The organism is Paenarthrobacter sp. PPS72 (assembly GCF_048537125.1).
GTDB lineage: Bacteria > Actinomycetota > Actinomycetes > Actinomycetales > Micrococcaceae > Arthrobacter > Arthrobacter nitroguajacolicus_E.
This window is the reverse complement of sequence record NZ_JBLYIE010000038.1, coordinates 161,372-187,058: the sequence shown is the minus strand read 5'-3', so window position 1 is coordinate 187,058 and position 25,687 is coordinate 161,372. Positions and strand designations below refer to the sequence as shown.

At 61.7% G+C, this 25,687-nt stretch carries 22 protein-coding genes, 1 tRNA gene and 1 pseudogene; 11 read left to right on the top strand and 13 right to left on the bottom strand.

Features of this window, described 5'->3' with window-relative positions; translation table 11 throughout:
- Positions 1-298: 298 nt before the first annotated feature.
- Genes thrB through argS form a run of 5 tightly spaced genes read right to left on the bottom strand, consistent with a single transcriptional unit; the run spans position 299 to position 6,815 of the window.
- Complete coding sequence (gene thrB, locus ACLRGI_RS16065; RefSeq protein WP_419202601.1) at positions 299-1,273, bottom strand: homoserine kinase; 975 nt, start codon at positions 1,271-1,273, stop codon at positions 299-301.
- A 2-nt stretch (positions 1,274-1,275) separates the two neighbouring features.
- On the bottom strand, positions 1,276-2,379 hold the full coding sequence (thrC, locus tag ACLRGI_RS16060; protein ID WP_419202600.1) for a threonine synthase: 1,104 nt from the start codon (positions 2,377-2,379) through the stop codon (positions 1,276-1,278).
- Positions 2,380-3,696: a homoserine dehydrogenase gene (locus tag ACLRGI_RS16055; RefSeq protein WP_419202599.1), complete on the bottom strand. Its 1,317-nt coding sequence runs from the start codon at positions 3,694-3,696 to the stop codon at positions 2,380-2,382.
- A complete protein-coding gene (lysA, locus tag ACLRGI_RS16050; protein ID WP_419202598.1) occupies positions 3,689-5,161 on the bottom strand; it encodes a diaminopimelate decarboxylase in 1,473 nt (490 codons plus the stop codon). The genes ACLRGI_RS16055 and lysA overlap by 8 nt, the downstream gene beginning before the upstream one ends.
- A gap of 4 nt (positions 5,162-5,165) precedes the next feature.
- Entirely contained in the window at positions 5,166-6,815 is a 1,650-nt protein-coding gene (gene argS, locus ACLRGI_RS16045) for an arginine--tRNA ligase (RefSeq protein ID WP_419202597.1), read from the bottom strand.
- A gap of 236 nt (positions 6,816-7,051) precedes the next feature.
- Here argS and ACLRGI_RS16040 point away from each other — a divergent pair, with 236 nt between their 5' ends.
- The 6 genes from ACLRGI_RS16040 (at position 7,052) to ACLRGI_RS16015 (ending at position 11,699) form a co-directional block, all read left to right on the top strand.
- Positions 7,052-7,540: an FMN-binding protein gene (locus tag ACLRGI_RS16040; RefSeq protein ID WP_419202596.1), complete on the top strand. Its 489-nt coding sequence runs from the start codon at positions 7,052-7,054 to the stop codon at positions 7,538-7,540.
- 5 nt (positions 7,541-7,545) lie between these two features.
- The gene (locus ACLRGI_RS16035) at positions 7,546-8,418 is read left to right on the top strand and encodes an FAD:protein FMN transferase (protein WP_419202595.1); all 873 of its coding nucleotides are present in this window, start codon (positions 7,546-7,548) and stop codon (positions 8,416-8,418) included.
- On the top strand, positions 8,415-9,917 hold the full coding sequence (locus ACLRGI_RS16030) for an FAD-dependent oxidoreductase (protein ID WP_419202594.1): 1,503 nt from the start codon (positions 8,415-8,417) through the stop codon (positions 9,915-9,917). Before ACLRGI_RS16035 ends, ACLRGI_RS16030 begins: the two co-directional genes overlap by 4 nt.
- A gap of 130 nt (positions 9,918-10,047) precedes the next feature.
- Positions 10,048-10,120 (top strand) — tRNA-Arg (locus tag ACLRGI_RS16025).
- Positions 10,121-10,275: 155 nt separating this feature from the next.
- Positions 10,276-11,316 carry a M4 family metallopeptidase gene (locus ACLRGI_RS16020; RefSeq protein WP_419202627.1) on the top strand — a complete coding sequence of 347 codons (1,041 nt, stop codon included), beginning with the start codon at positions 10,276-10,278 and terminating at the stop codon, positions 11,314-11,316.
- 80 nt (positions 11,317-11,396) lie between these two features.
- Positions 11,397-11,699 carry a protealysin inhibitor emfourin gene (locus ACLRGI_RS16015; protein WP_419202593.1) on the top strand — a complete coding sequence of 101 codons (303 nt, stop codon included), beginning with the start codon at positions 11,397-11,399 and terminating at the stop codon, positions 11,697-11,699.
- A gap of 68 nt (positions 11,700-11,767) precedes the next feature.
- Here ACLRGI_RS16015 and ACLRGI_RS16010 read toward each other — a convergent pair whose 3' ends face one another.
- The gene (locus ACLRGI_RS16010; protein ID WP_419202592.1) at positions 11,768-12,736 is read right to left on the bottom strand and encodes a GlxA family transcriptional regulator; all 969 of its coding nucleotides are present in this window, start codon (positions 12,734-12,736) and stop codon (positions 11,768-11,770) included.
- Between the two features lie 81 nt (positions 12,737-12,817).
- On the opposite strand from ACLRGI_RS16010, the gene ACLRGI_RS16005 reads away from it, so the two are divergent.
- The 3 genes and pseudogenes from ACLRGI_RS16005 to hrpA all read left to right on the top strand — a co-directional run bounded on the left by ACLRGI_RS16005 (position 12,818) and on the right by hrpA (position 17,915).
- Positions 12,818-12,988 carry a hypothetical protein gene (locus tag ACLRGI_RS16005; protein ID WP_419202591.1) on the top strand — a complete coding sequence of 57 codons (171 nt, stop codon included), beginning with the start codon at positions 12,818-12,820 and terminating at the stop codon, positions 12,986-12,988.
- Between the two features lie 158 nt (positions 12,989-13,146).
- Positions 13,147-13,953: pseudogene (locus ACLRGI_RS16000) on the top strand (helix-turn-helix transcriptional regulator).
- 14 nt (positions 13,954-13,967) lie between these two features.
- Positions 13,968-17,915 carry an ATP-dependent RNA helicase HrpA gene (hrpA, locus tag ACLRGI_RS15995; protein WP_419202590.1) on the top strand — a complete coding sequence of 1,316 codons (3,948 nt, stop codon included), beginning with the start codon at positions 13,968-13,970 and terminating at the stop codon, positions 17,913-17,915.
- Between the two features lie 63 nt (positions 17,916-17,978).
- On the opposite strand, the gene ACLRGI_RS15990 is transcribed toward hrpA, so the two are convergent.
- The 3 genes from ACLRGI_RS15990 to ACLRGI_RS15980 are packed head-to-tail and all read right to left on the bottom strand — an operon-like array spanning position 17,979 to position 20,448.
- Positions 17,979-18,407 carry an HIT family protein gene (locus ACLRGI_RS15990; RefSeq protein ID WP_419202589.1) on the bottom strand — a complete coding sequence of 143 codons (429 nt, stop codon included), beginning with the start codon at positions 18,405-18,407 and terminating at the stop codon, positions 17,979-17,981.
- A complete protein-coding gene (locus tag ACLRGI_RS15985) occupies positions 18,404-19,552 on the bottom strand; it encodes an NAD(P)-dependent alcohol dehydrogenase (protein ID WP_419202588.1) in 1,149 nt (382 codons plus the stop codon). Before ACLRGI_RS15985 ends, ACLRGI_RS15990 begins: the two co-directional genes overlap by 4 nt.
- The gene (locus ACLRGI_RS15980; RefSeq protein ID WP_419202587.1) at positions 19,549-20,448 is read right to left on the bottom strand and encodes a sulfurtransferase; all 900 of its coding nucleotides are present in this window, start codon (positions 20,446-20,448) and stop codon (positions 19,549-19,551) included. The genes ACLRGI_RS15985 and ACLRGI_RS15980 overlap by 4 nt, the downstream gene beginning before the upstream one ends.
- A gap of 82 nt (positions 20,449-20,530) precedes the next feature.
- Here ACLRGI_RS15980 and cds1 point away from each other — a divergent pair, with 82 nt between their 5' ends.
- Entirely contained in the window at positions 20,531-21,613 is a 1,083-nt protein-coding gene (gene cds1, locus ACLRGI_RS15975; RefSeq protein ID WP_419202586.1) for an L-cysteine desulfhydrase Cds1, read from the top strand.
- Here the strand turns inward: cds1 and ACLRGI_RS15970 are convergent.
- The gene (locus ACLRGI_RS15970; RefSeq protein WP_419202585.1) at positions 21,610-22,263 is read right to left on the bottom strand and encodes an MBL fold metallo-hydrolase; all 654 of its coding nucleotides are present in this window, start codon (positions 22,261-22,263) and stop codon (positions 21,610-21,612) included. The genes cds1 and ACLRGI_RS15970 overlap by 4 nt on opposite strands.
- 94 nt (positions 22,264-22,357) lie before the next feature.
- Here ACLRGI_RS15970 and ACLRGI_RS15965 point away from each other — a divergent pair, with 94 nt between their 5' ends.
- Positions 22,358-22,825, top strand: a complete 468-nt coding sequence (locus ACLRGI_RS15965; RefSeq protein ID WP_419202584.1) for a Fur family transcriptional regulator — start codon at positions 22,358-22,360, stop codon at positions 22,823-22,825.
- On the opposite strand, the gene ACLRGI_RS15960 is transcribed toward ACLRGI_RS15965, so the two are convergent.
- The 3 genes from ACLRGI_RS15960 to ACLRGI_RS15950 form a co-directional block, all read right to left on the bottom strand.
- Complete coding sequence (locus ACLRGI_RS15960) at positions 22,822-23,712, bottom strand: metal ABC transporter permease (protein ID WP_419202583.1); 891 nt, start codon at positions 23,710-23,712, stop codon at positions 22,822-22,824. The genes ACLRGI_RS15965 and ACLRGI_RS15960 overlap by 4 nt on opposite strands.
- A complete protein-coding gene (locus ACLRGI_RS15955) occupies positions 23,713-24,552 on the bottom strand; it encodes a metal ABC transporter ATP-binding protein (protein ID WP_419202626.1) in 840 nt (279 codons plus the stop codon).
- Positions 24,553-24,677: 125 nt separating this feature from the next.
- Entirely contained in the window at positions 24,678-25,661 is a 984-nt protein-coding gene (locus ACLRGI_RS15950) for a metal ABC transporter solute-binding protein, Zn/Mn family (RefSeq protein ID WP_419202582.1), read from the bottom strand.
- Between the last annotated feature and the right edge of the window lie 26 nt (positions 25,662-25,687).

The window sequence follows — 25,687 nt, the reverse complement described above, 5'->3', positions numbered from 1 at the left end:
TTCCCCCTCGACGGCGTCCAGAGCGAGAGAGCTGGACGCGATGATTTATTCTGGGCTGCAGTTCAGATCTGCAGCCGGTGATTTGGGCCGTGCCTGATGGATTGTGGCCAACAGGGCCGGATACTGATCGTCATCACTGGATCCAGTTGCCCGGACAGCCGGCGTAGCGTTCAGGGAACAGAGAGATTTCTGCGGCACCTGAGACAGGCCGGAAAGAGACGACACCACCAACGTTGGCACAGTTGACGAAAGGTACGGCGAAACACCGAGATCCAAAATCAGGGAACTGCCCGCGGCTTTACCGGCGGTGCACTTCCACTCTAGCACCTTGAACGTCCACAGCCAGCGTCATCACGCGCCAACCGACCTCCGGTGTGTTGGCCGCCGTAAACGTGTCGATCAATCCGGTGATCGTGGCAGCTTCATCAGCACCATTGGCCAGAACCATCACGGTGGGGCCTGCGCCGGAGACAACAGCTGCATGGCCTGCAGACCGAAGAGCCGCGATGAGGTCGGCGCTGGGGCGCATGGCCTGAGCGCGATAACTCTGGTGAAGATAGTCTTCGGTGCCGGGCAACAGCAGCGTGGGGTCAGCAGTCAGTGCATGAATCAACAAGGCTGCGCGTCCGGAATTCATTGCTGCTGCGTGATGCCCCACCGAGGCCGGGAGCAAGCCGCGTGCAGTTTCAGTGGATAACTCGAAGTCGGGGACCGCTACGACGGGAATGACCGAAGTCAATACGTCAGCCCGCGTGCTGCTGTACTGCTCGCTGTCCTGCCATGACAGCGCCAATCCGCCGAAGATGGCGGGTGCGACGTTGTCCGGGTGGCCTTCCATCTCGCTGGTCAACTGCAGGATCCAATCACGGTCCTGCCGGGATTCTGCCGGGACCATTGCGTTGGCCACCGTTACAGCGGCTACCACTGCCGCGGCTGAAGATCCGAGTCCCCGGCCGTGCGGGTTGACGTTGTCTGCAATGATTTTCAGACCGGAGTGCCGGAAGCCAAGTCGATCCAGAGCGAGCTCAACGGCACGAACCACCAGGTGGCTGGCGTCGCGAGGGAGGGAGTCAGCGCCCTCGCCGGAGAGCTCGAACTCGAGCTCTCCGGTGCTGAGGGTTTCCACCGTCAAGGTGTCGTAAATGGACAGGGCCAAACCAAGGCTGTCATAGCCGGGGCCCAGGTTGGCACTCGTACCGGGGACCTTGACGGTCAGCCGCTGGCCTGCCGCGACGAGTGCACGATCGGTCGCGGTGGGCTGCGTCGATTCCACTCTTAGTTTTCTTCCAGTCCCAGTTCTGCGGCAACCGTAACGACGTCATTCGGCACCTTGACGGGTTGGACATCACTGCCGTCTTCGGTGCGAAGGGCCCACTGCGGGTCCTTGAGCCCGTGCCCCGTGACGGTGATGACGATGGTTTTGCCCGAGGGAACCTCACCTGCAGCGTGCTTCTTGATCAAACCGGCGACACCGGCAGCGGAGCCGGGTTCGACGAAGACGCCCTCTTGTGCGGAAAGCCACCGGTGGGCCGCCAGGATTTCGTCATCGGTAACAGCCTCGATGAGTCCGCCCGATTCGTCACGGGCAGCGACAGCAGTGTCCCAAGAGGCCGGGTTGCCAATACGGATGGCTGTAGCGATCGTGTCGGGCTCTGTGATGGGGTGCCCTGCAACAAACGGCGCGGCACCTGCTGCCTGGAAGCCCCACATGACGGGCGTCTTGGTGGAAACAGCCGGAAGCGTTCCGTTGGAGGTCTCGAAGGGCGCAGAATACTCCTTGTAGCCCTTCCAGTAAGCGCTGATGTTGCCGGCGTTGCCTACGGGCAGTACATGAATATCAGGTGCGTCGCCCAGGGCGTCTACAACTTCGAAGGCACCGGTCTTCTGGCCCTGGATGCGTGCCGGGTTGACGGAGTTCACCAGGAACACCGGGTAGGCTTCGCCTAGTTTTCTGGCGATGTCCAAACAGTTGTCGAAGTTGCCGTCCACCTGCAGCAGGGTGGCGCCGTGAGCGATGGCCTGACTCAGCTTGCCCATGGAGATCTTGCCCTCGGGTACCAGCACCGCACATTTGAGGCCGGCGGCCGTAGCGTATGCCGCAGCTGAGGCGGAGGTGTTTCCGGTGGAGGCGCAAACTACAGCCTTGGCACCGGCTTCCACAGCTGCCGTCATGGCCATGGTCATGCCACGGTCCTTGAACGAGCCCGTGGGGTTCATGCCTTCGACCTTCAGGTATACCTCGGACCCCGTCAGCTCTGAAAGCTTCTGCGCGTGGACCAGGGGCGTGCCGCCTTCGCCCAGGGTGATGACCTTGGTGGCTTCCGTTACAGGCAAACGATCAGCGTATTCGCGGATTACTCCGCGCCATTGGTGAGCCACTTAGACCCCTTCTACCCGTAGTACGGATGTTACTGAGTTGATGACGTCCAGGCCCTTGACGGCCTCGACGGTTGCCGCGAGTGCAGCTTCGGATGCACGGTGCGTCACGATTCTTAGCTCGGCCGACTCAACATTCGATGCAGAGTCGCGGTGGATCGTTTGCCGCATGATTTCAATGGAAACGCCGTTTTCCGCAAAGATGTGCGTAATCCGGGCCAGCACACCGGCTTGGTCAGCGACGTCCAAGCCGATGTAGTAGCTCGTGGTGGACGCGTCGATTGCCAGTGCCGGAACGTGGCCAGTGGTGGTTTCCGTTCGCCCGGGGCCGCCCAGGACCAAGCGTCGCGCGGCGGATACAAGGTCACCCAGCACGGCGGATGCGGTGGGCGTACCACCTGCGCCCTGGCCGTAGAACATCAGTTCGCCGGCATTTTCGGCCTCGATGAACACTGCATTAAAGGCACCCCGGACAGCGGCCAGGGGGTGTTCGCGCGGCAGGAGCGTGGGGTGGACGCGCACGGAAATGCCGCTGCCCTTGTCCGACGCTTCGATCTTCTCGGCAATCGCGAGCAACTTGATGACAAAGCCGGCTTCCTTGGCGGAGGAAATGTCCGCAGCGCTGACCTTGGTGATGCCTTCGCAATAGACGTCATCCAGCGAGAACCGCGTGTGGAAGGACAAGGATGCAAGAATCGCTGCCTTCGCTGCGGCGTCGTGGCCTTCGACATCGGCGGTGGGGTCGGCTTCCGCATATCCAAGACGCTGGGCTTCGGCCAGGGCGTCCGAGAACTGCGCACCGGTAGTGTCCATTTGGTCCAGGATAAAGTTGGTGGTGCCGTTGACAATGCCCAGGACGCGGGTGATGCGGTCGCCGGACAGGCTGTCGCGGATAGGGCGCAAGATGGGGATCGCACCGGCTACGGCGGCCTCGTATGACAGTTGGACGCCGGCCTTGTCAGCCTCTTCGTAGAGAGTGGGACCGTCCTGCGCGAGCAGTGCCTTGTTGCCGGTGACGACGCATGCGCCATTCCGGATGGCCGTCAGGATCAGAGAACGGGCAGGCTCGATGCCGCCCATGAGTTCAATGACCAGGTCCGCATCCTTCACCAAGGTATCGGCATCCGTGGTGAAAAGTTCGCGCGGCAGTTCGACGTCGCGCGGGGAGTCGATATTGCGCACGGCTATGCCGGAAAGTTCCAAGCGGGCTCCGCTGCGGGCCGCGAGGGCCTCGGCGTCGTCAATAAGAATCCGCGCAACCTGGGCCCCAACGTTGCCACAGCCCAGCAGGGCCACCTTCAAGGTTTGCACTTCAGACATTCGCCACTCCCATGTCGCGGTTCAAGAGATCTTCTTCGGTTTCCCCGCGGACAATCAACCGGGCGGCTCCGTCGCGCACAGCGACAACGCCAGGCCGGGCCAGGTAGTTGTAGTTGCTCGAGAGGGCCCAGCAGTAGGCGCCGGTACCCGGTACTGCGAGCAAATCACCGGCTGCCACGTCCGCGGGCAGATATACATCTCTAACAACTATGTCGCCGCTCTCGCAATGTTTGCCCACTACGCGGGACAACTGCGGAGCCGCTGAAGAGTCCCTGGTAGCCAAAATTGCCGAATAATCCGCGTCGTACAGCACCGGGCGCGCGTTGTCGCTCATCCCGCCGTCCACCGACACATAGCGCCGTGGATACGTAACGTTCTTTTGTGCATCTTCACCATCAGGGGCGTCCACACGGACTGTTTTGAGCGTGCCGACTTCATAGAGCGTGAACGTGGTGCTGCCTACGATGGCCCGTCCGGGTTCAATCGAGATGCGCGGCGGCCTGATGTCCAGCTCAGCGCAGGTGGAACGCACGACGGCAGCCATCGCCTGCGCGATCTCAGCGGGCGGGCGGGGCGTGTCCACAGGTGTGTAAGCGATTCCGTATCCGCCGCCGAGGTCCAACTCGGGCATGACGATGGAGTACTTGGCCTGCATGGCGGCAAGAAAGCCCAGGAGCTTCTCGGCTGCGACAGCAAAGCCGTCGGGCTCGAAGATCTGCGAACCGATGTGGCAGTGCAGGCCCAGGAGCTCGATGCTGGCGTAGGAGGTTGCCGCAGCCACTGCTTCCTCGGCTGCTGACAGGCCCTCTTCTTCGGTGGTGTCCCCTGCCATGGACAAACCGAACTTCTGGTCCTCATGGGCCGTGGCAATGAACTCATGGGTGTGGGCGTGCACACCAGGGGTCAACCGAAGCATGACCTTGGCAATTTCGCCCCGGCCGGAGGCAATCTTGGCCACGCGTTCAAGTTCATCGAGGCTGTCCACCACGATCCTGCCAACCAACATGTCCAACGCGCGGTTGATCTCAGCGTCGGACTTGTTGTTACCGTGCAGGCCGAGGTGGGCCCCTTCAATTCCCGCACGGGCGGCAACAGCAAGTTCGCCGCCCGAACAGGTGTCCAGGCGAAGACCTTCCTCGGAAACCCAACTGGCTACTGCGGTGCACAGGAAGGACTTCCCGGCATAGTAGACGTCCACTCCCCCGCAAATGTCCTCGAACGCGGCATCGAAGGCATCCTTGAATGCACGGGCGCGTGAACGGAAATCCGATTCACTCATGACGAACAGCGGAGTTCCGTACTGTTCCTTGAGCTCGCTGACAGACATGCCATCGATGGTGACCTCACCGGCGTCGTTCTTCTCAACTCCAGTGGCCCACATGGGCGCCTGCAAGGCGTTAAGGTCTTCGGGAACGGCCAACCACCCGGGCGCGAGTGGAGAAGCATGTGCAGCGTTTGTCTTCATTGCCCTACATCCGTTCCGGGGCAGATACGCCCAGCAGTTCGAGTCCGTTGGCGAGCACCTGGCTGGTGGCATCGTTCAGCCACAAGCGTGTGCGGTTGACGTCCTCTACAGGCTCGTCGCCTTGCGGAGAAACACGGCAAGCGTCATACCATCGATGGTAGGCACCGGCGATGACTTCGAGGTGGCGTGCCACACGGTGCGGCTCACGCAGTTCAGCCGCCTTGGCCACGATGGACGGGTAGCTGCCCAGGTAGGAGAGCAACTCGTTTTCAGTGGCGTGGTCCAGCAGCGATGCGTCAAAGACGGAACGCTCAACACCGGCCTCGGCAGCATTGCGTGCTGTTCCCCGGGCGCGGGCGTGCGCATACTGCACATAGAACACAGGGTTCTCGTTGCTGTGTTTCTTCAGCAGTTCCGGATCCAGCGTCAGCGGCGAGTCAGCCGGGAAACGGGCCAGCGAATACCGAACAGCGTCCTTGCCAAGCCACGAAATAAGGTCCTTAAGCTCAATGATGTTGCCTGCCCGCTTGGAAAGCTTGGCGCCATTCACGGACACAAGCTGCCCGATAAGGACCTCGATGTTGACCTCGGGATCATCGCCTGCACAGGCCGCAATAGCCTTCAACCGGTTGATGTACCCGTGGTGGTCCGCGCCGAGCAGGTAGATCTTCTCCCTGAAGCCGCGATCCTTCTTGGAAAGGTAGTACGCAGCGTCCGCGGCGAAGTACGTCGGTTCGCCGTTGGCACGGATCATGACGCGGTCTTTGTCGTCGCCGAAGTCGGTGGTGCGCAGCCATACGGCACCGCCGTCGTCGAAAACGTGGCCTTGCTCGCGAAGGCGGGCGACAGCCGATTCGATCGCACCGGCGTCATGCAGTTCCTTTTCCGAGAAGAAGACATCGAACTCGACGCCGAACTCTGCCAACGTGGTCTTGATGTCCGCCATCTGTGCTTCGTAAGCAGCGGCACGGATAACGGGCAGGGCTGCCTCGTCCGTCAGTTCCCGGATGTCAGGATGGGCCTTCAGGACTTCGTCGCCAAGCTCGCGGATGTACTCGCCCGGGTAGCCGCCCTCAGGCACGCCTCGGCCGTGAAGGCGGGAAAGCACTGAATTGGCGAAGACGTTCATCTGGGAGCCGGCGTCGTTGATGTAGTACTCGGCAGTGACGTCAGCGCCCGAAGCACGCAGGACACGGGCAATGGCATCGCCCAGAGCAGCCCAGCGTGTGTGCCCGATGTGCAACGGACCGGTGGGATTGGCGGAAACGAACTCCATGTTCACCACGCGTCCTGCGAGCGCCTGGTTGGTGCCGTAGCCGGTTCCAGCCTCAACAATGGCCTTGGCGAGGGCGCCTGCCGTCGCAGCATCCACTGTGATGTTCAGGAAGCCCGGCCCGGCGATTTCGACCCCGGAAACTCCCGGTATACCCTGCAAACGGTTGCTGAGGATTCCTGCGAATTCGCGGGGATTCATGCCGGCCTGCTTTGAGAGCTGCAGGGCAATGTTGGTGGCCCAGTCTCCGTGATCCCGGTTCTTGGGTCGCTCCACCCGCACGGCATCGGGCACGGCAGATTCCGTCAAGGCGATGTCGCCGGTAGAGACGGCGTCCTTAAGGCAGGCGGATATGGCAGCAGAGAGTTCTTCGGGAGTCACGCTTCTAGCCTACCGGGGGGCCGCAAAGTCGCGGAATTGAAGCCCTCGTATGTGGATACTCCCGTCACAGCACCCACACAGGGACGGCTGCCTGGTGATACAGGCTGAACCATTACGCTGTATTTAACGTCGTGAACACGTAGGAGGTGGCCTCGTTGGTCATCCCGATTCAAGCTGTATTCCAAGTAAAAACATGATTATTGACGAATTCTTGTCCAGTTGAAACGAGCAGAACCATGACTACGCCACTCCGCAAGAGCCTCTACGTTGGTTTCGCCGGCCTCTCCATCATTGGAACAGCGGCGGCATGCGCCCCCACAACCGAAGCCCCAGCAACCCGGACCACACCTACCGAGGATAGCGGCCAGGCCGCTTCCAGCAGCCCTTCATCAGCAGGCACGTCAGCGCCTGTCGCCTCCACCGGCGCGTCCACGTACAAGGACGGGACCTATAGCTCCGATGGTAAGTACACCTCGCCCAACGGCCAGGAAACGGTAGGTGTTGAGTTAACACTGGCCGCGGACAAGGTTTCTGCTGTCAACATCACGGTCCACCCTTCGAATCCCAATACCAAGAAGTTCCAGGGCGAGTTCGCCAGTGGCATCGCCGCACAGATCGTGGGCAAGGACATCGACGAACTCAACGTGACCAAGGTGGCCGGCTCTTCACTGACCTCCGGCGGCTTCAACGAAGCCGTGGAACAGATCAAGTCCCAGGCCAAGTAGCGGCCATGCCGCACCCTGGCTGGAGCACCTTCCGCTTCGAAGGGATCGGTACGCAGTGGGAGATTTCTACGCCGGGCACGTTGGTACCCGCTGTCCGGAGCGAACTGCTTGAGACGGTGGCGGCATACGACAAGACGTGGTCGCGGTTCAGGCCGGATTCCTTAGTGTCCGGCCTGTCCCGTGGTCCAGGCCGCGTCACCTTGCCGTCCCATGCAGTCGCCCTCCAAGAGGTTTACTCAGCGCTGTATCGCCTCAGCGAAGGTGCCATGACCCCGCTGATCGGCAGCAGCCTGGAGCGGCTGGGTTATGACGCCGCCTACACGCTGAGGCCGTACGGACCACCCCTCACCCCGCCGCACTGGGAAGAAGTCCTTGACTGGGCAGGAACCGGGATGACGGCGAAAGAGCCGTTGGTTTTGGATATCGGAGCCGCCGGGAAGGGCCAACTCGTGGACCTCTTGGGCGACGTCCTGCAGGGTAGGGGCTACAACGACTTCCTGGTGGATGGCAGCGGCGACATGCTGCACTCCGGAGACCACCCTGTCACCGTTGCCTTGGAGCACCCCTATAACCCGCGGCAGGCCATAGGAACGGTGCAGCTGGATAACTCTGCACTGTGCGCCTCGGCCTCGAATCGTCGTACATGGGGCGACGGTCTCCACCATGTCCTGGATGGAACCACAGGCAAGCCAGTACACACCACAGTGGCAACCTGGACCATGGCTGCCAGCGCGTTGGTGGCTGACGGGCTGGCCACTGCTTTGTTCCTGATTGAACCGTCCCGGCTGGAGGACGAGTTCGAATTCTCGTGGCTTACGGTGTCCTCGAGTGGGGCTGCCGCGTTTTCGACTGGTTTTGAGGGGAAACTGTTCACATGATTGCCGCTAAGTCCCGCATGGACACCTGGTTGGGCCGTTTCACCATGTATCGCTTAATTCTCTGGGTGCTGGGCGTGCTGGTGGCCTACAGCATGGTCCTTGACGCCTTGGGATGGTTGACCTTTGGCCTGCCCGAGATGTTGGTTCATTTGCTGCTTTGCTTGGGCGTGACCTATGCTTCCGGTCGACTCCTGGCTTTGCTCTTTGGTGTCAAGCAGCACACGGAGTCGTCTTTGATCACTGGGCTGCTGTTGTACTTCCTGTTCTGGCCCGCCTTTGGAGCGATGGAGATGGCGGGAGTAGCTTTGGCTTGCGTGCTGGCAAGCGTGTCGAAGTACGCCCTGGCGTTCCGCGGGCGGCATATTTTCAACCCGGCCGCCTCCGGCGCCTTCATTGCGGGCCTGACGGGGCTCAATATCGCTACATGGTGGGCTGCCACCCCGGCCATGCTCTGGCTCTTGGTCCCTGGAGTGCTGATTGTCTTGTATCGCACAAGAAAAATGCTGATGGCCACCGTATTCCTGGTGGCCGCCACAAGCATCATCACGGTGGAGCTAGTTAGCCGCAACATGACGCTGGGACAGGCTTTGTGGCAAACCCTCGCCCAACGGCCGTTGCTGTTTTTCGTCGGCTTCATGCTTTCGGAGCCCCTAACCCTGCCTCCCCGTCGATGGCAGCAGTTGGCGCTTGCCGGCGTCGTGGGTGTCGTTTTCGCGGTCCCCTATAACTTCGGCTTCATTGCCAACTCCCCGGAACTGGCACTGCTGCTGGGGAACCTCATTGCGTTCTTCCTCGGACAGCGTGGTGGCGTCCATCTGACATTCAAGGGCTCCCGCCCCCTCACACCCGCCAGTACTGAATTCAAGTTCGAACCGCAGCGGCCAGTGCGTTTTGCCCCCGGACAGTTCATGGAACTAAACCTGCCGCATTCCGGATCCGATGGTAAGGGCCGTCGTCGCGTCTTCAGCATTACCAGCCCACCCGGCGAGGCCGAGGTGACCTTCGGTGTGGGTACGGCCGAGCCGCTCTCGACGGCGAAGAGGGCTCTCTTTGCACTTCAACCCGGGGACAGCGTTTGGGCAACAGCCGTCGGTGGAGACTTTGTCTTACCGCACGACGCCGGGAAACCGGTCCTGCTCATCGCCGCAGGAATCGGCATCACGCCTTTCCTGTCGCAGCTGGCGGCCGATGAAGCCTCACGCGACATCGTGGTGGTGTATCTCGCCAAGGGCCGCGATGAGCTGGCCTGCGTGGAAAAGCTGGAAGCCTCCGGGGCCAAGGTCATCGCCCGCCTTGCGGACGGTTCCACTCCCCCGGAGTTCATGGTGGACGCCGGCACCTCAAGGATCGATGCCGCACGCCTCAAGGAGCTCGTCCCGGACATTGGAGATCGGGAAGTGTTTGTCTCCGGCTCGCCTGCGAGCGTGGATTCCCTGCGGGCTGCAGCACGTGGCGCGGGAGCGCGGCGGGTCCACGTGGACTCGTTTGCCGGCTACTGATGTGAAGGGTTCCCTGCCGGGCCTGCCGCCACGGCGCCGTGAGTTTCCGCTGCTGTGTCGGGTTTTCATTTGCAGCACAGGGACTGCTAAGCTCTAGGACGTCCCACCGGCAACGGAGGGAACCCTGGATGCCCTCGTAGCTCAGGGGATAGAGCGTCTGCCTCCGGAGCAGAAGGCCGTAGGTTCGAATCCTATCGAGGGCACAATGAATACCCCGCCAGCCCTGCCGGCGGGGTATTTTTGTGCCGGATCCCGACTATCAGTTCGGGGCTTGCCGGGCCTGAACCGCAAAAATGTCCGCCCCTGCTTCTAGGCTGATTTTAGTTGGTCATACTGATAGCCAAAGGGGTTTGCCGTGATGTGTTCAATCGTCCCGCCGTACATGCTGCGCAGGATTGCTGCCCGGAACGAACCACGGCTCCGGGCAGTTGCCCGGGCCGCCAAGGAGTCGTTGCTGCACATCAAGGATCTGCAGGCCATCCGCACAGCGCCCATCCCCGCCGCACCGCCGAGTGCACGCCAAGCCAAACCGGGTCCGCCCAAACGGACCATCTTCGATGCGGAGTCCTCCGAATCCTTGCCCGGCCGCGTTGTCCGCAAGGAGGGCGCCCCACCCGTCAACGATGTTGCTGCGGACGAGGCCTACGACGGCCTTGGAAGCACACACCGCCTGTACCGAGAGATTTTCGGCAGGGATTCCATTGACGATGCCGGGCTCGCACTGGATGCAACCGTTCACTACGGAAAGCTCTACGACAACGCCTTTTGGGACGGGAGCCAGATGGTCTTCGGTGACGGCGACGGCCAGATATTCCAGCGGTTCACCAAGTCCGTAAGCGTTATTGGCCATGAACTCGCCCATGGGGTAACGCAGTACACAGCCAATCTGGCCTATCGGAACCAAGCCGGAGCACTGAACGAGTCCATGTCGGACGTCTTCGGAGTCCTCGTCGAGCAGTACCTGAAGCAGGAGTCCGCCGGGAAGGCCAGCTGGCTCATTGGAGAAGGTCTCTTCACGGATCAGGTGCAGGGCGCCGCCCTGCGATCCATGAAGGCACCCGGGACAGCATATGACGACGACGTTTTGGGTAAGGATCCCCAGCCTGACTCCATGGATACGTATGTACGGACCAGCGCTGACAACGGCGGAGTCCACATCAACTCCGGCATCCCCAACAAAGCCTTCTATGTGGTCGCCACGGAACTCGGTGGCAATGCCTGGGAGGCACCGGGCCAGATTTGGTACGGCACGCTGACCAGTGGATCCCTGCCGGCAACCTGCACGTTTGGAAAGTTTGCCAAGACTACGGTCGCAACCGCTGAGGAACTTTTCGGTACCGGATCAGCGGAGCATGACGCCGTCCTGAAGGCGTGGGAGACTGTGAAGGTCAAGGTTTAGTCAGGTGGCGGGACCGGACAATTTGCTTCGGTCCCTCCCGGTTGGCTGACAACGGAACGTCGAACGAGAAGCAGCCGGTCATGAAGATCACCGTCCAACGCAGTGGGGGAATCGCCGCGATGACACGCGTCTGGAGCGTAGATGCCGTGTCCCCCGATGAGAAGGAACGATGGGTGCCGATCGTTGAGGCCTGCCCGTGGGACGAAGCCAAGAATCAGTCTTGGGCACCCAATGAGCCGGACCGGTTCATGTACTCCATCAGGGCCGGGCAGCGCCGCGCCACCCTGCCCGACCGCGCCGTCACGGGCCCCTGGCAGGAACTCGTCGAATGCGCCAAGGCTGAAGGTTCAGAGTCACGGGGCGGGCTCCGAAGCCGCCGCTAAACGTTCGAGCCGATTGAACCGACTTCTGACCAGAGGCGGCTGCGGAGGCCTTGTGCTCTGGAGTGGTTTCAGATGGCTTCTGCCAACTGGCCCCTGAACGCCCGCCTGTAGCTCTGTGGACTTGTATCCAACACTTTGGTGAAATGGTGGCGCAGAAGGACTGAATGCCCGAACCCTGCAACCCGAGCGATCTCGTCGATGTTCAACTCAGTAGTTTCCAACAACTCCTGCGCACGCAGCACACGCTGGGAGTTCAGCCAAGCTGCGGGCGTCGCACCGGTTTCCGCCCGGAAACGGCGGGCGAATGTCCTGGGAGACATGTGCAGCCGCGCGGCCAACTCATTCACGCTGTGCTCTTCGTCGAGGTGTTCAACCATCCAGCGCAGCAACGACTCCATAGGTGCTGAGCCGCAGCGGGGCATGGGCCTGTCAATGAACTGGGCCTGGCCGCCGTCGCGATGCGGCGGTACCACCATGTCCCGCGCGATCGCCGCAGCGACGTTCGCCCCCAACTCCTCACGGACGAGGTGGAGGCATGCGTCGATTCCGGCGGCCGTGCCTGCACTGGTGATGATGGTCCCGTCCTGGACGTAGAGGACGTTTTCATCCACGACCGCGTTCGGGTACCGGCTGGCCAGGTCCTGCGAATAGTGCCAGTGAGTGGTGCAACGACGCCCGTCCAGCAACCCTGCCCGGGCAAGGGCATAAGCACCTGAACAAATGGACATCACCCACGCGCCCCTGGCATGCGCAGTCCTTAAGGCCTCCAGCACAGACTCGGGGATTTCCTGGTCACGGCCGAACGGCGCCATGATAACGAGATCCGCCTCGGCTGCTGCTTGGAGGCCGAGGTTCACATGAAGGGACAAGCCGGATTTCATGCGGATGTCACCCGGTTCCGGTGCGACCACACGGAAATCGAAAGCCGGAACCCCGGCACCCCGATCCGATCGGTCGATACCAAAGACCTCGAAGGCCGTGCCGAATTCGAAGACCGAGAAGTTGGGAACAACGATCACCGCGACTGATTTCAACATACTTCCAGTGTGGCAGAAAATTATCTAAATGAGGCATTTCTGCCACTGTTTCTTCAACTGCCGCAGGAGCAGGCTTGAGGCATGGAAATCTTTGGAATCATCCTCTTCATCGTCCTCATCACCGCCGTCGTTGCCACCGTTTCAGCCCTGTTGAAGGATGGACGCGGGCACAACCCGCCCATCAACTCCAAGGAACCTTGGAGCGCCTTCGACGCTCCCAGCAGCCCGTACTGGAACCCCCGCATCTACTAGGGGCATGCCAGGCCGCTGCACGGTCCCCCGCACCAGAACCAAACGACGCCCGTCCGTTCACGGAATTCTGCAGGATTCCACTGAACGGCGGGCGTCCCTACGTCCGCCCCGGGCTGCCGAGGGCCCCCTCGCGTGTCCCACGGGCTAGATTCACTTGCATGATCCAAACGTCGGCCCGGCTCCTCCAGCTGTTACCCCTTTTGCAGGTGCGCCGGGAATGGACAGGCCCGGCACTAGCTGACCCTATGGGCGTGACCAAACGGACCGTGCGGCGCGACATCCACAAACTGCGCAACCTGGGATACCCCATTCACGCATCTCCAGGAATCGCGGGCGGCTACCAGCTCGGTGCCGGCGCGCCGCTGCCGCCGCTGCTGCTGGATGACAATGAAGCGCTGGCTGTCGCCTTGGGCCTGAATTCTGTTGCTGCAGGCCCAGTGGCGGGCATCGGTGAGGCATCCATCCGCGCGTTGGCGAAGCTGGAGCAGGTACTGCCTTCCCGGCTGCGTCCCAAGTTCGCCATGCTGAAAGCGGCCGTTACAACCGTCCCCAGCAATGCAGGGACCGTTGATCCTCAACAACTGACCGTCGTCTCCGCCGCAACATCGGACAGGCGTCAAATCTCCTTCGACTACGTCAAGTCCGACGGTGCATCCACCCGCCGCCTCGTGGAGCCCTACAGGTTCGACGTCGTGGTGCGGCTCTGAGCTCCCCTGGCCGAAGTGGCCGCCGTCGTTAATTCCCAGTACGCGACCCTCGCGGCCGACGGGCCTAAAGCCACCATCCTGCGGTCCGGATGGGACAATCTGGCCGCTCCGGCGGCGTATCTGGCCGCGATGGACCTGGACTTTGAGATCAACGAGCCCGGTGAATTCAAGACCTACGCCATGGAACTGGCGCATCGTCTCAGTGCTGCAGCCGGGACTGTGACGGAGACAGCGGACGCAGAACCCCAGCCACAGTAGACTGGCAAGCAGCCATGACACTTCATATTTCCTACCCCGCAGAGCTGCCCGTATCCGAGCGCCGCGAGGATCTGATGGCGGCCATAGCCGCACACCAAGTGACCATCATTGCCGGCGAGACCGGTTCGGGTAAGACCACGCAGATCCCCAAGATGTGCCTGGAACTTGGCCTTGGAGACAAGGGCCTGATCGGACACACCCAGCCCCGCAGGCTGGCAGCCCGCACCGTAGCCGAACGTATCGCGTCAGAACTGGATGTGGAGATTGGCCAGGAAGTGGGTTTCCAGGTCCGCTTCACCGGCGAGGTCAGCGCGGCCACCAAGATCAAGCTGATGACCGACGGCATCCTCCTCGCGGAGATCCAGCGCGACAAACTCCTGCGGAAATACAGCACCATCATTATCGATGAGGCTCACGAACGCAGCCTCAACATCGACTTCATCCTGGGCTACCTCAAGCGCATCCTGCCCCAGCGCCCGGACCTCAAAGTCATCATCACCTCGGCCACCATCGATCCCCAACGGTTCGCCAAGCACTTCGGCAGCGAAGAAGACCCAGCACCGATCATCGAGGTCTCCGGACGGACATATCCGGTGGAGATCCGGTACAGGCCCTTGTCCCAACCGGCGGGCGGGGACGACGATACCTCGGATGACGAACTCGAAGAGGACCGCGATCCCCTGGACGCAGTGTGCGACGCCGTGGACGAACTCGCCAAGGAAGCACCCGGCGACATCCTCATCTTCTTCTCCGGTGAGCGCGAAATCAGGGATGCCGCTGAGGCCATCAACGGCCGAATCCAGACGAACAGACGCCTCGCCGGGACCGAAGTCCTGCCCCTTTTTGCCCGATTGAGCCTGCAAGAGCAGCACAGGGTGTTCAACCCCGGTGGAAAACGACGCATCATCCTGGCCACCAACGTTGCCGAGACGTCACTGACCGTGCCCGGCATCAAGTACGTGATCGACACTGGAACTGCTCGTATTTCCCGGTACTCGCACCGAACCAAAGTCCAGCGGCTTCCCATTGAACGCGTATCGCAGGCATCGGCCAACCAACGCTCAGGCCGCTGTGGCCGCGTGTCCGAGGGCATCGCCATCCGGTTGTACTCGGAAGAGGACTTTGAGTCACGTCCGCTGTTCACGGACCCGGAGATTCTCCGGACAAACCTCGCTGCCGTCATCCTGCAGATGACCGCCATGGGCGTTGCCCGCGGGCCCAAAGATGTCGAGAACTTTCCCTTCGTGGAGCCACCGGACTCCCGGGCCATCAACGACGGCGTCACGCTCCTGCGCGAACTCGGTGCCCTGACCTCGCCCAGGTCCGGTGACGCCGGGGGCAATGGTCGCAGCGGCAGTGGCCTGACCGCCGTCGGGCAAAAACTTGCCCAGCTGCCGGTCGATCCGCGGCTGGGCAGGATGATCGTGGAAGCGGGCAAGCGTGGCTGTGTCCGCGAGGTCATGATCCTGGCCGCTGCCCTGACCATCCAGGACCCCCGGGAACGGCCGACGGACAAGCAACAGTTGGCTGCGGAGAAGCACGCACGTTTCCGGGATGAGCTCTCGGACTTCACCGGCTTCCTCAATCTGTGGAACTACATCCAGGAAAAGCAACGCGAGTTGTCCTCCACCCAGTTCCGCAAGCTGTGCCGCAACGAGTTCATCAACTACCTGCGCGTCCGTGAGTGGCAGGACCTCTTCACCCAGCTCCGGCAAATGGCCAAACCGTTGGGTATTGCATTGGACAACAGGAGGGAAGCGGATCCCGTAGGCAACTACGAGGGCATCCACATCAGCCTGCTGTCCGGACTGCTGAGCCACATCGGCCTCTTGGACGAGCGCAAGCGTGAGTACGCAGGTGCCCGTGGAAGCCGTTTCGCGATCTTCCCCGGCTCAGCGCTGTTCAAGAAGTCGCCCACGTTCGTCATGGCCGCGGAACTGGTGGAGACCAGCCGCCTGTGGGCCCGTGTCGCCGCAAAGTTCGATCCCCTGTGGGCCGAACAGGTAGCTCCCGATCTGGTGAAGCGGTCCTACAGCCAACCGCATTGGTCATCACGGCAAGGCGCTGTCATGGCCCACGAGAAAGTGACGCTCTACGGCGTACCCATCATTCCCAATCGACGCGTCAACTACGGACGGGTGGATCCCGAGCTCTCACGTGAATTGTTCATTCGCCATGCACTGGTGGAGGGCGAGTGGAAGACCCATCACAAGTTCTTCCACCGCAACCGGGCCCTGCTGCAGGAAATCGAAGAACTTGAAACGCGCATGCGTCGCCGCGACATCCTGGTGGACGACCAGACGCTCTTCGAGTTCTACGACGCACGCGTGGGCAAGGAAGTGGTTTCGGAGAGGCACTTTGACAAGTGGTGGAAGGATGCCCGCCAGTCCGACCCCGATCTCCTGGACTTCGACCAATCGTTGTTGATGAGCGAAGACGCCGAGGCGCTGGACGACTCCGCCTATCCCAAGAGTTGGCTGCACAAGGGATTCGAACTCCCGCTCAGCTACGAGTTCCATCCCGTGGCGCCTGGCTCGGCCCCAAACCCCTCCGATGGCGTCACAGCGGAAGTTCCTGTGCTGTTCCTCAACCAACTGGACGATGCCCCCTTCCGCTGGCAAATCCCCGGCCAACGGGTCGAGCTGGTCACAGCCCTCATCAAATCGCTGCCCAAGCAAGTACGCAAGAATTTCGTGCCCGCCCCGGACGTTGCAAGGCAAGCAACCGCAGCGCTGGAAGCAGACTTCGATCCCGCCACGGATGAACTCGAGCCGTCCTTGGAGCTGGTCCTTCGCCGCCTCCGGGGCCACGTCATCCCGCCCGGATCCTGGAATTGGGACGCCGTACCTCCACACCTGCGCGTGAGCTTCAAGGTGGTGGACAGCAAGGGCAAGGTACTGGACGAAGGAAAGGACCTCGCTGAACTTCAGGAAAAGCTGGCACCGGCCACACGCCGCGCCATAGCCGAATCGTTGGGAGCAACGCCTGCGACAACGTCACGGGCCAAGGGCGGCAACGGTTCCCGGGCGTCGGGCGCACCCAATAATGGAGCACCGGCGGCCGGCCAGATTCCCTCCGCCGGCGGAGCGGTTGCCGAACGCGAAGGCATCACAGCGTGGGACTTCGGCACCGTGGAACGTCAGGTTACGCGTACCGTGAAGGGGCACGCCGTGACCGGCTTCCCTGCGGTCGTCGACGAAGGCAAATCTGTTGCCCTTCGTGTTTTCCAGACCCGTCCGGAACAGGAGGCCGCCATGCGTGGCGGTGTTATCCGGCTACTGGCCCTACGGATCCCGCCACCGGACCGTTACGTGCTCGAACACCTCAGTAATACGGAGAAGCTGACGTTCAGCCAAAACCCGCATGGATCCGTGAGCGCACTGATCGCTGACTGCGCACTGGCCGCCGTCGACAAATTGGTTCCGCAGGATCTGCCGTGGGACAAAGAGGCATTCGATGCGTTGTACGAGGTTGTCCGGGCAGAGCTGATCGACACCGTATTTACGGTGACTGCGGTAGTCGAACGCATCCTGGCGAGTACGCGGCGGATCCAGAAGCAGCTGAAGTCCAACGCCAGCCTGCAACTGATCAGCGCCCTCAACGACATGAAGAGCCAACTGGAGCAACTGGTGTTCCCGGGCTTTGTGGCACAGACGGGCTACGCCCAGCTCAGCCAGCTGCCGCGGTACCTCCAGGCGATCGAGAAGCGCCTGGAAAAGCTCCCGGGCAACGTCCAACGGGACAGCCTGAACATGGCGATCGTGCAGGCGCTGGAGGACGACTACGACGACGCGGCGTCAGCCCTTCTTCCGGGACGCAGGGCCGGGAGCGAGTTAACCCGGGTGCGCTGGATGATTGAAGAACTGCGGGTGAGCCTCTTCGCCGTTGAACTCGGCACGGCCTACTCAGTGTCGGAGAAGCGCATCCGCACGGTGCTGAACCAAGCATTGGCTCCGGCCTGACCTGAAGACATGAAAAAACCCGGCGGTGCCTACGGAAGCACCGCCGGGTTAAATCATGCAAACTCAGTCCACGGGGACGGCGTCGCCGTGGCCTGCTTCCCGGAGGGCCGCACGGAGCTTCACCGCGGTGGCCTCCATCACCGCGGGATCCGGGTTGTGGTCCACGTTGTGGATTTCAAAGTCTGCCGTGGAGTAGGCCGGCCAAACGTGGACGTGCAGGTGGTCCACCTCGAAGCCCTCCATCAGGACACCTACGCGCTTGGCGTTAAACAAATCCTCCTGCACCCTGCCGACGCGCTGGGCCACGTCCATGACCTTGGCCAGCAACTCAGGGCTCGCTTGGGTCCACGAATCCACTTCTTCGCGCGGCACCACCAAGGTGTGCCCCTGTGTAATAGGCGAGATGGTCAAGAACGCCACCACATCCTCGTCCTTCCAGACAAAGCGGCCCGGAATCTCCCCATTGATGATCTTGGTGAACAGTGTGCTCATGCGTCTGCCCTTTCGGATGGTTGCTCAAGTGTTGCGGTGTCCAGGACGAAACGGTATTTCACGTCCCCGGCCACCATGCGGTCATAAGCTTCATTGAGTTGGCTGGCTTCCACCATCTCGATGTCGCTCACAACCCCGTGTTCGGCGCAAAAGTCCAACATTTCCTGCGTTTCCTCGATGCCACCGATCAACGAACCCGCATAGGCGAGCCGACGGCGGATGAGAAGGCCGGGGCTGACCGGGGGCATGTCGTCGGCGGGAAGCCCCAATTGGAAGAGTGCTCCATCCAGGCGAAGGGTCCGGAAGTAGGGGTTGAGATCGTGCGGAGCTGCGACGGTATCGATGATGACGTCGATGCTCCGATTGGCGGCCTCCATGGCATCGGCATCCTTGGAAAGGACTACGTGGTCAGCGCCCAATTCGCGGGCAGCCTCGAACTTGGATTCGGACGTGGTGAAAACGGTGACGTCGGCTCCCATGGCCTTGGCGATCTTGACGGCCATATGCCCAAGGCCACCGAGGCCCACCACACCCACGGAGTCGCCTTCTTCGACGTCGAAATACCGCAGCGGAGAGTACGTGGTGATTCCAGCACACAGCAGCGGGGCGGCGGCTGCGGTATCAAGGCCTTCCGGGATACGCAGCACAAAGCGCCTGTCCACCACTACCGACGTCGAGTACCCGCCTTGGGTGATGTGGTCCCCCTGACGCGGATCCGCAGCTCCGTAGGTACCGATGTTGCCCCGTTCGCAGTACTGCTCCAGGCCTTCAAGGCAACTCCCGCATTCGCGGCAGGAGTCCACCAGGCATCCGACACCCACGTGGTCGCCGGGGGCGAAGTCCTGCACCCCGGCACCAACACGTGTCACACGGCCCACGATTTCGTGGCCAGGAACCAGAGGGTAGGGAGGCGTCCTCCATTCACCGCGTGTCGCATGGACATCAGAGTGGCACAAACCACAGAATTCAATCGCTATTTCGACGTCGTCCGCGGTGGGGCTGCGGCGCGCAATAGTCAGCGGCACCAGCCCGCTGTCCGGGGACGTGGCACCGTACGCTGCGACCAGCGTTCCTGACCGGTCCCCACTGGTATCCAGGGTGACGGGTTTTGCGAGGGGCGGGGGCACAGGACGTCCGGGAGTCATGCTCCGACGCTACTCCCGGGCAGCGTGCTTGTGCCACTTGGGCCGCCGGATTGCTGTTCAAACGGCGCGCTGCCCACGGCAACGTCATTCGCAGCATTGTTCGACCATTGCGAGAACGAGCCCGGATACAGCGCCGCCCGGTAGCCCGCGATCTCCAAAGCAGCGATCTCATGGGAAGCGGTTACGCCGGACCCGCAATAGACAGCCACCTTTGACGACTTATCCAGGCCCAACGCCTCGAAACGCCTCCGCAACTCCTCCACCGCAAGGAACATGCCGTCGGTTGTGATGTTTCCTGTAGTCGGTGCACTCACCGCGCCCGGGATGTGCCCGGCCCTGGGATCAATCGGTTCCACTTCACCGGCGTACCTCTCCCCCGCACGGGCATCCAACAACACACCCTTGCGGTGCCACTGTGCCGCTTCCTGCTCGGTGATCGCCGGCATGAGGCCCTCATCCAAAGTGACATTTCCGACGGCGGGACTCGCCTCGCCGGTTTCAACGGGGTACCCGGCCGCACGCCAGGAAGCCAAGCCGCCGTCGAGCAGGTACACAGCGTCAAAGCCCGCATTCCGCAGCATCCACCAAACACGTGCCGCGGCCATGCTGCCGCTGTTGTCGTACGCCACCACGGTGTCGCCGTCGTTGATGCCCCACTTTCGCGCGGACTCCTGAAAGCGATCCCGGGCTGGTAGCGGATGGCGGCCGAGCCCGGGCTGCGCGTGGTCAGCAAGCTCCGTGGGCAGGTCCACGTAGACGGCCCCTGGAAGGTGGGCGCTCAGATATTCAAGGTGCCCGTCAGTGCGTCCCAAGACCCAACGAACGTCGAGGAGAACGGTCCGCTGGCCTGTTTCGAGTTGCTGGTGCAGTTCTGACGCACTTATCAACGTGGCCAAAGGGTCTCCTTCGTTTTGGCGACTGGTGTTCCTGCGCAGGTTGGTTGCTGCCGGTGCCTGCATTCCAGCCTAGGCTTATCCGGTGAGCAATTCGTGTATTCAGGACAGGGCATGGGCCAACGAGGCCATCCGTAAGATCGAGGCAGAGAACAACCGCTCCGCTGACACGCACCTTTACGCAGTCCCGCTTCCGGAGCACTGGGGAGTCCAGTTGTACCTGAAGGACGAATCCACCCACAGGTCCGGCAGCCTCAAGCATCGTTTGGCTCGATCCTTGTTCCTGTATGGCTTGGTCAACGGCTGGATCACCGAAGGCACCACCATCGTGGAAGCCTCCAGCGGCAGCACCGCCGTATCCGAGGCGTACTTTGCCCGCCTCATCGGACTGCCCTTCATCGCCGTCATGACAAAGACCACCAGCCCGGAGAAAATCACCCTGATCGAGGAGTTTGGTGGCGCGTGCCTTCTGGTGGACCACGCTTCGGAGGTCTATGCGGTGGCCGATGAGACTGCCAAAACGTCCGGCGGCTACTACATGGACCAATTCACGTTTGCCGAGCGCGCAACGGACTGGCGGGGTAACAACAACATCGCAGAGTCGATTTTCGACCAGCTCGCCTTGGAAGAGCACCCGGTTCCGGAATGGATCGTTGTGGGTGCAGGCACCGGGGGCACCAGTGCCACCATTGGCCGCTACCTGCGGTACAACCGCTACACAACCCGCCTGGCCGTGGTGGACCCCGAAAACTCGGCCTTCTACCCGGCGTGGCGCGATGGCGACGCAGCCGCAGCCACGGGCCTTCCGTCCAGGATCGAGGGAATTGGCCGGCCCCGGTCTGAACCCAGCTTCGTGCCGGCCGTCATCGACCATATGATCCAAGTGCCCGACGCCGCATCCGTCGCCGCCATGAGGCACCTCCGAAAACTCACCGGCCTGCATGCAGGGCCCTCCACCGGGACCAACCTGTGGGGCGTGTGGCAGTTGGTGGCCGGGATGGTGGCTGAGGGCCGCAAGGGCAGCATCGTTTCGCTGATGTGCGACGCCGGCGACCGCTATGCGGGCAGCTACAACGACGCCGGCTGGCTGGCCGCGCACGGTCTGGACCCGGCACCGCATGAAGCAGTACTCGAAAACTTCCACGACACAGGCGTGTGGACCGGCTAGACTTCCACGGATTCCTTGGGCACCAACCGGGCGTACGTGGTTCCGTATCGGGCCCCGATCCGCGTGACATGTCCTTCGACAATCCCCCTGCCCACTTCGTTGAGCAGCCCGTCGTGGACCGGAAAGGCCTTGGGTGCACGGACGGAGATAACAAAGTCCACTACCTCGCCCACCTTGGACCAAGGGGCATGGATGGGGACCAAGAGAGTTTTCACGTTGATTCCGTCAGGGACCACGAACGAGTCCCCGGGGTGGAAGACGTTGTCATCCACCAGATAGCCGATGTTGGCTACCACCGGGATCTGCGCATGGATGAGGGCATGTTGTCCACCGAAGGTCCGGATCGTGAATCCTGCCGCTTCAAAGCCGGAATTCGGTTCCACAGTATGGACGCGGTCAGCCACCTCGCCGTTTTCCTTCAGCGCTTCGGCTACCCCGGCCGGCGCATAGACCTCCAGCGTGGTGTTGCCCTGAAGGGCTGCCGCCACTGCCGCCCGGTCAATATGGTCGTTATGCTCGTGCGTGACAAGTACAGCGTGGCTCCCCCTCAACGCTTCCTCCGACTCGGAGAAAGTCCCGGGATCGATCACCAGGACCTTTCCCTCCTTCTCCAACCGGACACAGGCATGGGTGTACTTGGTGAGCTTCATGGAGACAGCCTAGGGCCGTCCGCTCACAGTTTCCAAGGATCCCCTACTGGTAAAATCAGGGTTTGCCAGCATCCCCAGGGAAGTGAGTCTTTCAATGCCACAGGGCACCAGTCCCGCCAGGACCGGCCATGAATCGCCGGTCACCAGGGGTGTCAAGGAGCAGCGCGTCACCAAGCAACGCCTGGCCGTCAGCGCCGCCCTGGATGAATTGGATGACTTCGTCAGCACCCAGGAGCTGTATCGGCTTCTGCAGAACAAGGGCATCTCGGTGTCCTTGGCCACCGCTTACCGTATCCTGCAGTCCCTCGCTGACGACGGACTCATTGATGTGCTCCGAAACGGCGACGGCGAAGCGGTATACCGCCGATGCGCGGTCACAGGACACCACCACCACCTGCTGTGCCGCAACTGCGGCAAGGCGGAAGAAGTGGAGGCACCCGCCGTCGAAACCTGGGCGGCGCGTACGGCTACTGAACACGGCTTCACCGAGGTGGCCCACACAGTGGAAATCTTCGGCCTGTGCCCGGAATGCACCGCCAAGAAGGCAGCCGGGAAACCCTAGAGCGCGCCCGCTGGCTGGTCACGCGGCACCCTGCCGTTGAGGCCCCGGTTGGCGCGGACCCCGCCGACCACCCGGCACACCACGTAGATCAGGAAGGACAGCGTGGTGACGTAAGGGCTGATGGGGATGCGGCTGCCCAAGGCCAGCAGAATTCCGCCTACGGTGGCCGTCATTGCGAAGAGCACACTCAGCAGCACCACCAAACGAGGCGATGTGGTAACCCGCAGCGCAGCAGCTGCAGGGGTAATCAACAAAGCCAGAACCAGCAACGCGCCAACTATCTGGATGGACAGGGCCACGCTGACACCAAGAAGCACCATGAAGCCGATGGCAAGGCCTCGTACCGGAACGCCCCGGGCCTCAGCCATCTCCGGGTCAACGCTGGCAAAACTCAGTGGGCGCCAGATCGCGACCAATGCCGCCATGACCACCACTGCCGTGCCGGCCAGAACCTGTAGCTGCACGGTGTCCACAGACACTATCTGACCGGTCAACAGTCCGAACTTGTTAGCCGCGCGCCCCTCATAGAGGGCGAGGAACAGAATTCCCAGGCCCAGGCCAAACGGCATGATTACACCGATGATCGAGTTTTTGTCCCGCGCCCGTACTCCCATGAACCCAAGAAGCACGGCGGCGGCTACCGAGCCGATCAGGGAACCGACAATGATGTCGGCGCCAATCAACAGGGCAAACGCCGCACCGGCGAAGGACAGTTCGGAGATGCCGTGAACAGCGAAGGCAAGATCCCGCTTCATCACAAACGTCCCGACCAGACCGCCCAGCAAGCCAAGGACAGCTCCCGCCCAGATGGAATTTTGGACAAGGACCAGCAACTCACCGTAGTTCTCGAAGTTGAAAATGGTCTGCAGGATGCTTTCAAGATCCATCTAGAACTCCTCCCCTGCGGTGGCGTGGGCATCGTCATGGAAGTGCGTGGTTGCGTCCGGAAGCCCGACGACGACGATCCTTCCGTTGGTGTGGATGACCTCCACATGGCTGTTGTACAGCTCCGAAAGTACTTCCGTGGTCATGACTTCCTGGGGCGTCCCTACCCGGAATTGGCCTCCGGCGAGGTAAAGGACGCGGTCCACATAATCCATAACAGGGTTGATCTCGTGAGTCACGAAGACCACCGCGCTGTTCCGCTGGTGGCATTGCTTGTTGATCAGCGAGCTAACACCTTGCTGATGATGGAGGTCCAAGGAAAGCAGCGGCTCATCGCAGAGGAGTACTTGGGGTTCAGTGGCCAGCGCCTGCGCCACCCTGAGGCGTTGTTGTTCGCCGCCGGATAACTGGCCTACCGGCACTTTGGCATAATCCGACGCGCCCACTTGCTCCAGCAGCTCATCGATTCGCTGGTTGACCTTGCCGGCTGAGAATCGCATACACCAGCGGTGGCCATCGATCCCCAGCCCCACCAAGTCGCGAGCGCGTAAGGGCGTATCGGCTGCAAACGACTTCTGCTGTGGTATGTACCCAATACGTTTGCTTCCGCGTTCCACAGGGTGGCCCCCCAGGGACACCGTTCCGGAGTGCAACTCCTGCAGCCCCAGGAGAACTTTGAGGAAGCTTGTCTTACCGCTGCCGTTGGGGCCAAGGACAGCGAAAAACTCGCCCGGGTTGATGTCCAGGTCCAGGTCCCGCCAGAGAGTCCGCTTGCCGAACTGCAGGCCGGCCCCTCGGAGGCTAATTGCCGGTGTCAAAAAGTTGTCCTTCGATCCATGCATTCTGTGGAACGCAGTTGTTGTGGCGCTGGTCTTGGCCATCGGGCTGGTGGCAAGCAAAGGCCCACAGCCGTGATGAATATTTGGGATGCCGCGAGGTCCTTCACCACAAAAGGGTGTTGGAAACCCTACTTCTTGAGTGCGGACATGACTGATTCCACGTTGTCCGTCATCCACTGGATGTAGTCCTTCCCGTCCGGCAGCGTTTCAGTAAAGTCCACAACGGGCACTCCCGCGGCTTCTGCGGCGCGCTTGACGGACTCGGTCTGCGGCCCCCTGGTTTGTTCGTTGTACGCCAGGAACCGAACGGATTTGGCGCTGACGAGATCGGTGGTTTCCTTCAACACAGCGGGCGGGACATCGGTTTCCTCCTCGATGGCGGCACTGTAGGCTTGGGGCGTCTTGTTCTTCAGGCCTGCTGCCTCGAGGAGGTATAAGGGAACGGGTTCGGTCACAGCAACAGGTGCATGCTCGTTGCCGGCTTTGATGTCACCTAGCTTGCCGGTCAATTCAGCGAGTTTGGCTTTGAAGGAACCAGCGTTGGCAGCGAAGGTTGAGGCAGATCCGGTATCCAGCCGGCCCAACTTTCCGGCAATGGCATCGGCGAGCCTGCCCATCGCGTCAGGGCTGTACCAGACATGCTCATTGAACTCCCCGCGATCATGCGCGTGCCCATCTTCGCCAAACATCCCGCCAGCACTGGCTTCCGTGCCACGACCTTCTTGCTCGGGAGCGACCCCCGAGATCTCCACAGCGCTGATCATATTGTCGTGGCCTACCTGGGTCTGCTCAGCAATTTTGTGGAGGAACACGTCGTAGCCACCCCCGTTCTCCACCACGAGCTTGGCCTTCGAGATCAGCAGCGTGTCCTGGGCAGTGGCTTCATAGGAGTGCGGATCCTGGCTTGTCTTGGTGATGATTGCCCTCACGTTGACCTTGTCGCCGCCGATGGCCTTGACCACATCGGCGTAGACATTGGTAGAGGTCACCACCTCAATGGAACCGGAGGAAGGCATAGCACTGCTCTGGGCTGTACCAGCGCACGAGCACAACAGCAGGGCAGCAAGAGCTGCGGAAGCGGTCAAGGAAAGTCGGGTGGCGGAACGGCGCACGGAGACCTCGGATCAAATCAAAATGA

What these genes read in the sequence shown, in the direction of transcription:
- ACLRGI_RS16055 (WP_419202599.1), bottom strand. Translation starts at nt 3,696, where the DNA reads ATGTCTGAAGTGCAAACCTTGAAGGTGGCCCTGCTGGGCTGTGGCAAC.
- lysA (WP_419202598.1), bottom strand. Translation starts at nt 5,161, where the DNA reads ATGAAGACAAACGCTGCACATGCTTCTCCACTCGCGCCCGGGTGGTTG.
- ACLRGI_RS16040 (WP_419202596.1), top strand. Translation starts at nt 7,052, where the DNA reads ATGACTACGCCACTCCGCAAGAGCCTCTACGTTGGTTTCGCCGGCCTC.
- ACLRGI_RS16035 (WP_419202595.1), top strand. Translation starts at nt 7,546, where the DNA reads ATGCCGCACCCTGGCTGGAGCACCTTCCGCTTCGAAGGGATCGGTACG.
- ACLRGI_RS16030 (WP_419202594.1), top strand. Translation starts at nt 8,415, where the DNA reads ATGATTGCCGCTAAGTCCCGCATGGACACCTGGTTGGGCCGTTTCACC.
- ACLRGI_RS16020 (WP_419202627.1), top strand. Translation starts at nt 10,276, where the DNA reads ATGTGTTCAATCGTCCCGCCGTACATGCTGCGCAGGATTGCTGCCCGG.
- ACLRGI_RS16015 (WP_419202593.1), top strand. Translation starts at nt 11,397, where the DNA reads ATGAAGATCACCGTCCAACGCAGTGGGGGAATCGCCGCGATGACACGC.
- ACLRGI_RS16010 (WP_419202592.1), bottom strand. Translation starts at nt 12,736, where the DNA reads ATGTTGAAATCAGTCGCGGTGATCGTTGTTCCCAACTTCTCGGTCTTC.
- ACLRGI_RS16005 (WP_419202591.1), top strand. Translation starts at nt 12,818, where the DNA reads ATGGAAATCTTTGGAATCATCCTCTTCATCGTCCTCATCACCGCCGTC.
- hrpA (WP_419202590.1), top strand. Translation starts at nt 13,968, where the DNA reads ATGACACTTCATATTTCCTACCCCGCAGAGCTGCCCGTATCCGAGCGC.
- ACLRGI_RS15990 (WP_419202589.1), bottom strand. Translation starts at nt 18,407, where the DNA reads ATGAGCACACTGTTCACCAAGATCATCAATGGGGAGATTCCGGGCCGC.
- ACLRGI_RS15985 (WP_419202588.1), bottom strand. Translation starts at nt 19,552, where the DNA reads ATGACTCCCGGACGTCCTGTGCCCCCGCCCCTCGCAAAACCCGTCACC.
- ACLRGI_RS15970 (WP_419202585.1), bottom strand. Translation starts at nt 22,263, where the DNA reads ATGAAGCTCACCAAGTACACCCATGCCTGTGTCCGGTTGGAGAAGGAG.
- ACLRGI_RS15965 (WP_419202584.1), top strand. Translation starts at nt 22,358, where the DNA reads ATGCCACAGGGCACCAGTCCCGCCAGGACCGGCCATGAATCGCCGGTC.
- ACLRGI_RS15960 (WP_419202583.1), bottom strand. Translation starts at nt 23,712, where the DNA reads ATGGATCTTGAAAGCATCCTGCAGACCATTTTCAACTTCGAGAACTAC.
- ACLRGI_RS15955 (WP_419202626.1), bottom strand. Translation starts at nt 24,552, where the DNA reads ATGCATGGATCGAAGGACAACTTTTTGACACCGGCAATTAGCCTCCGA.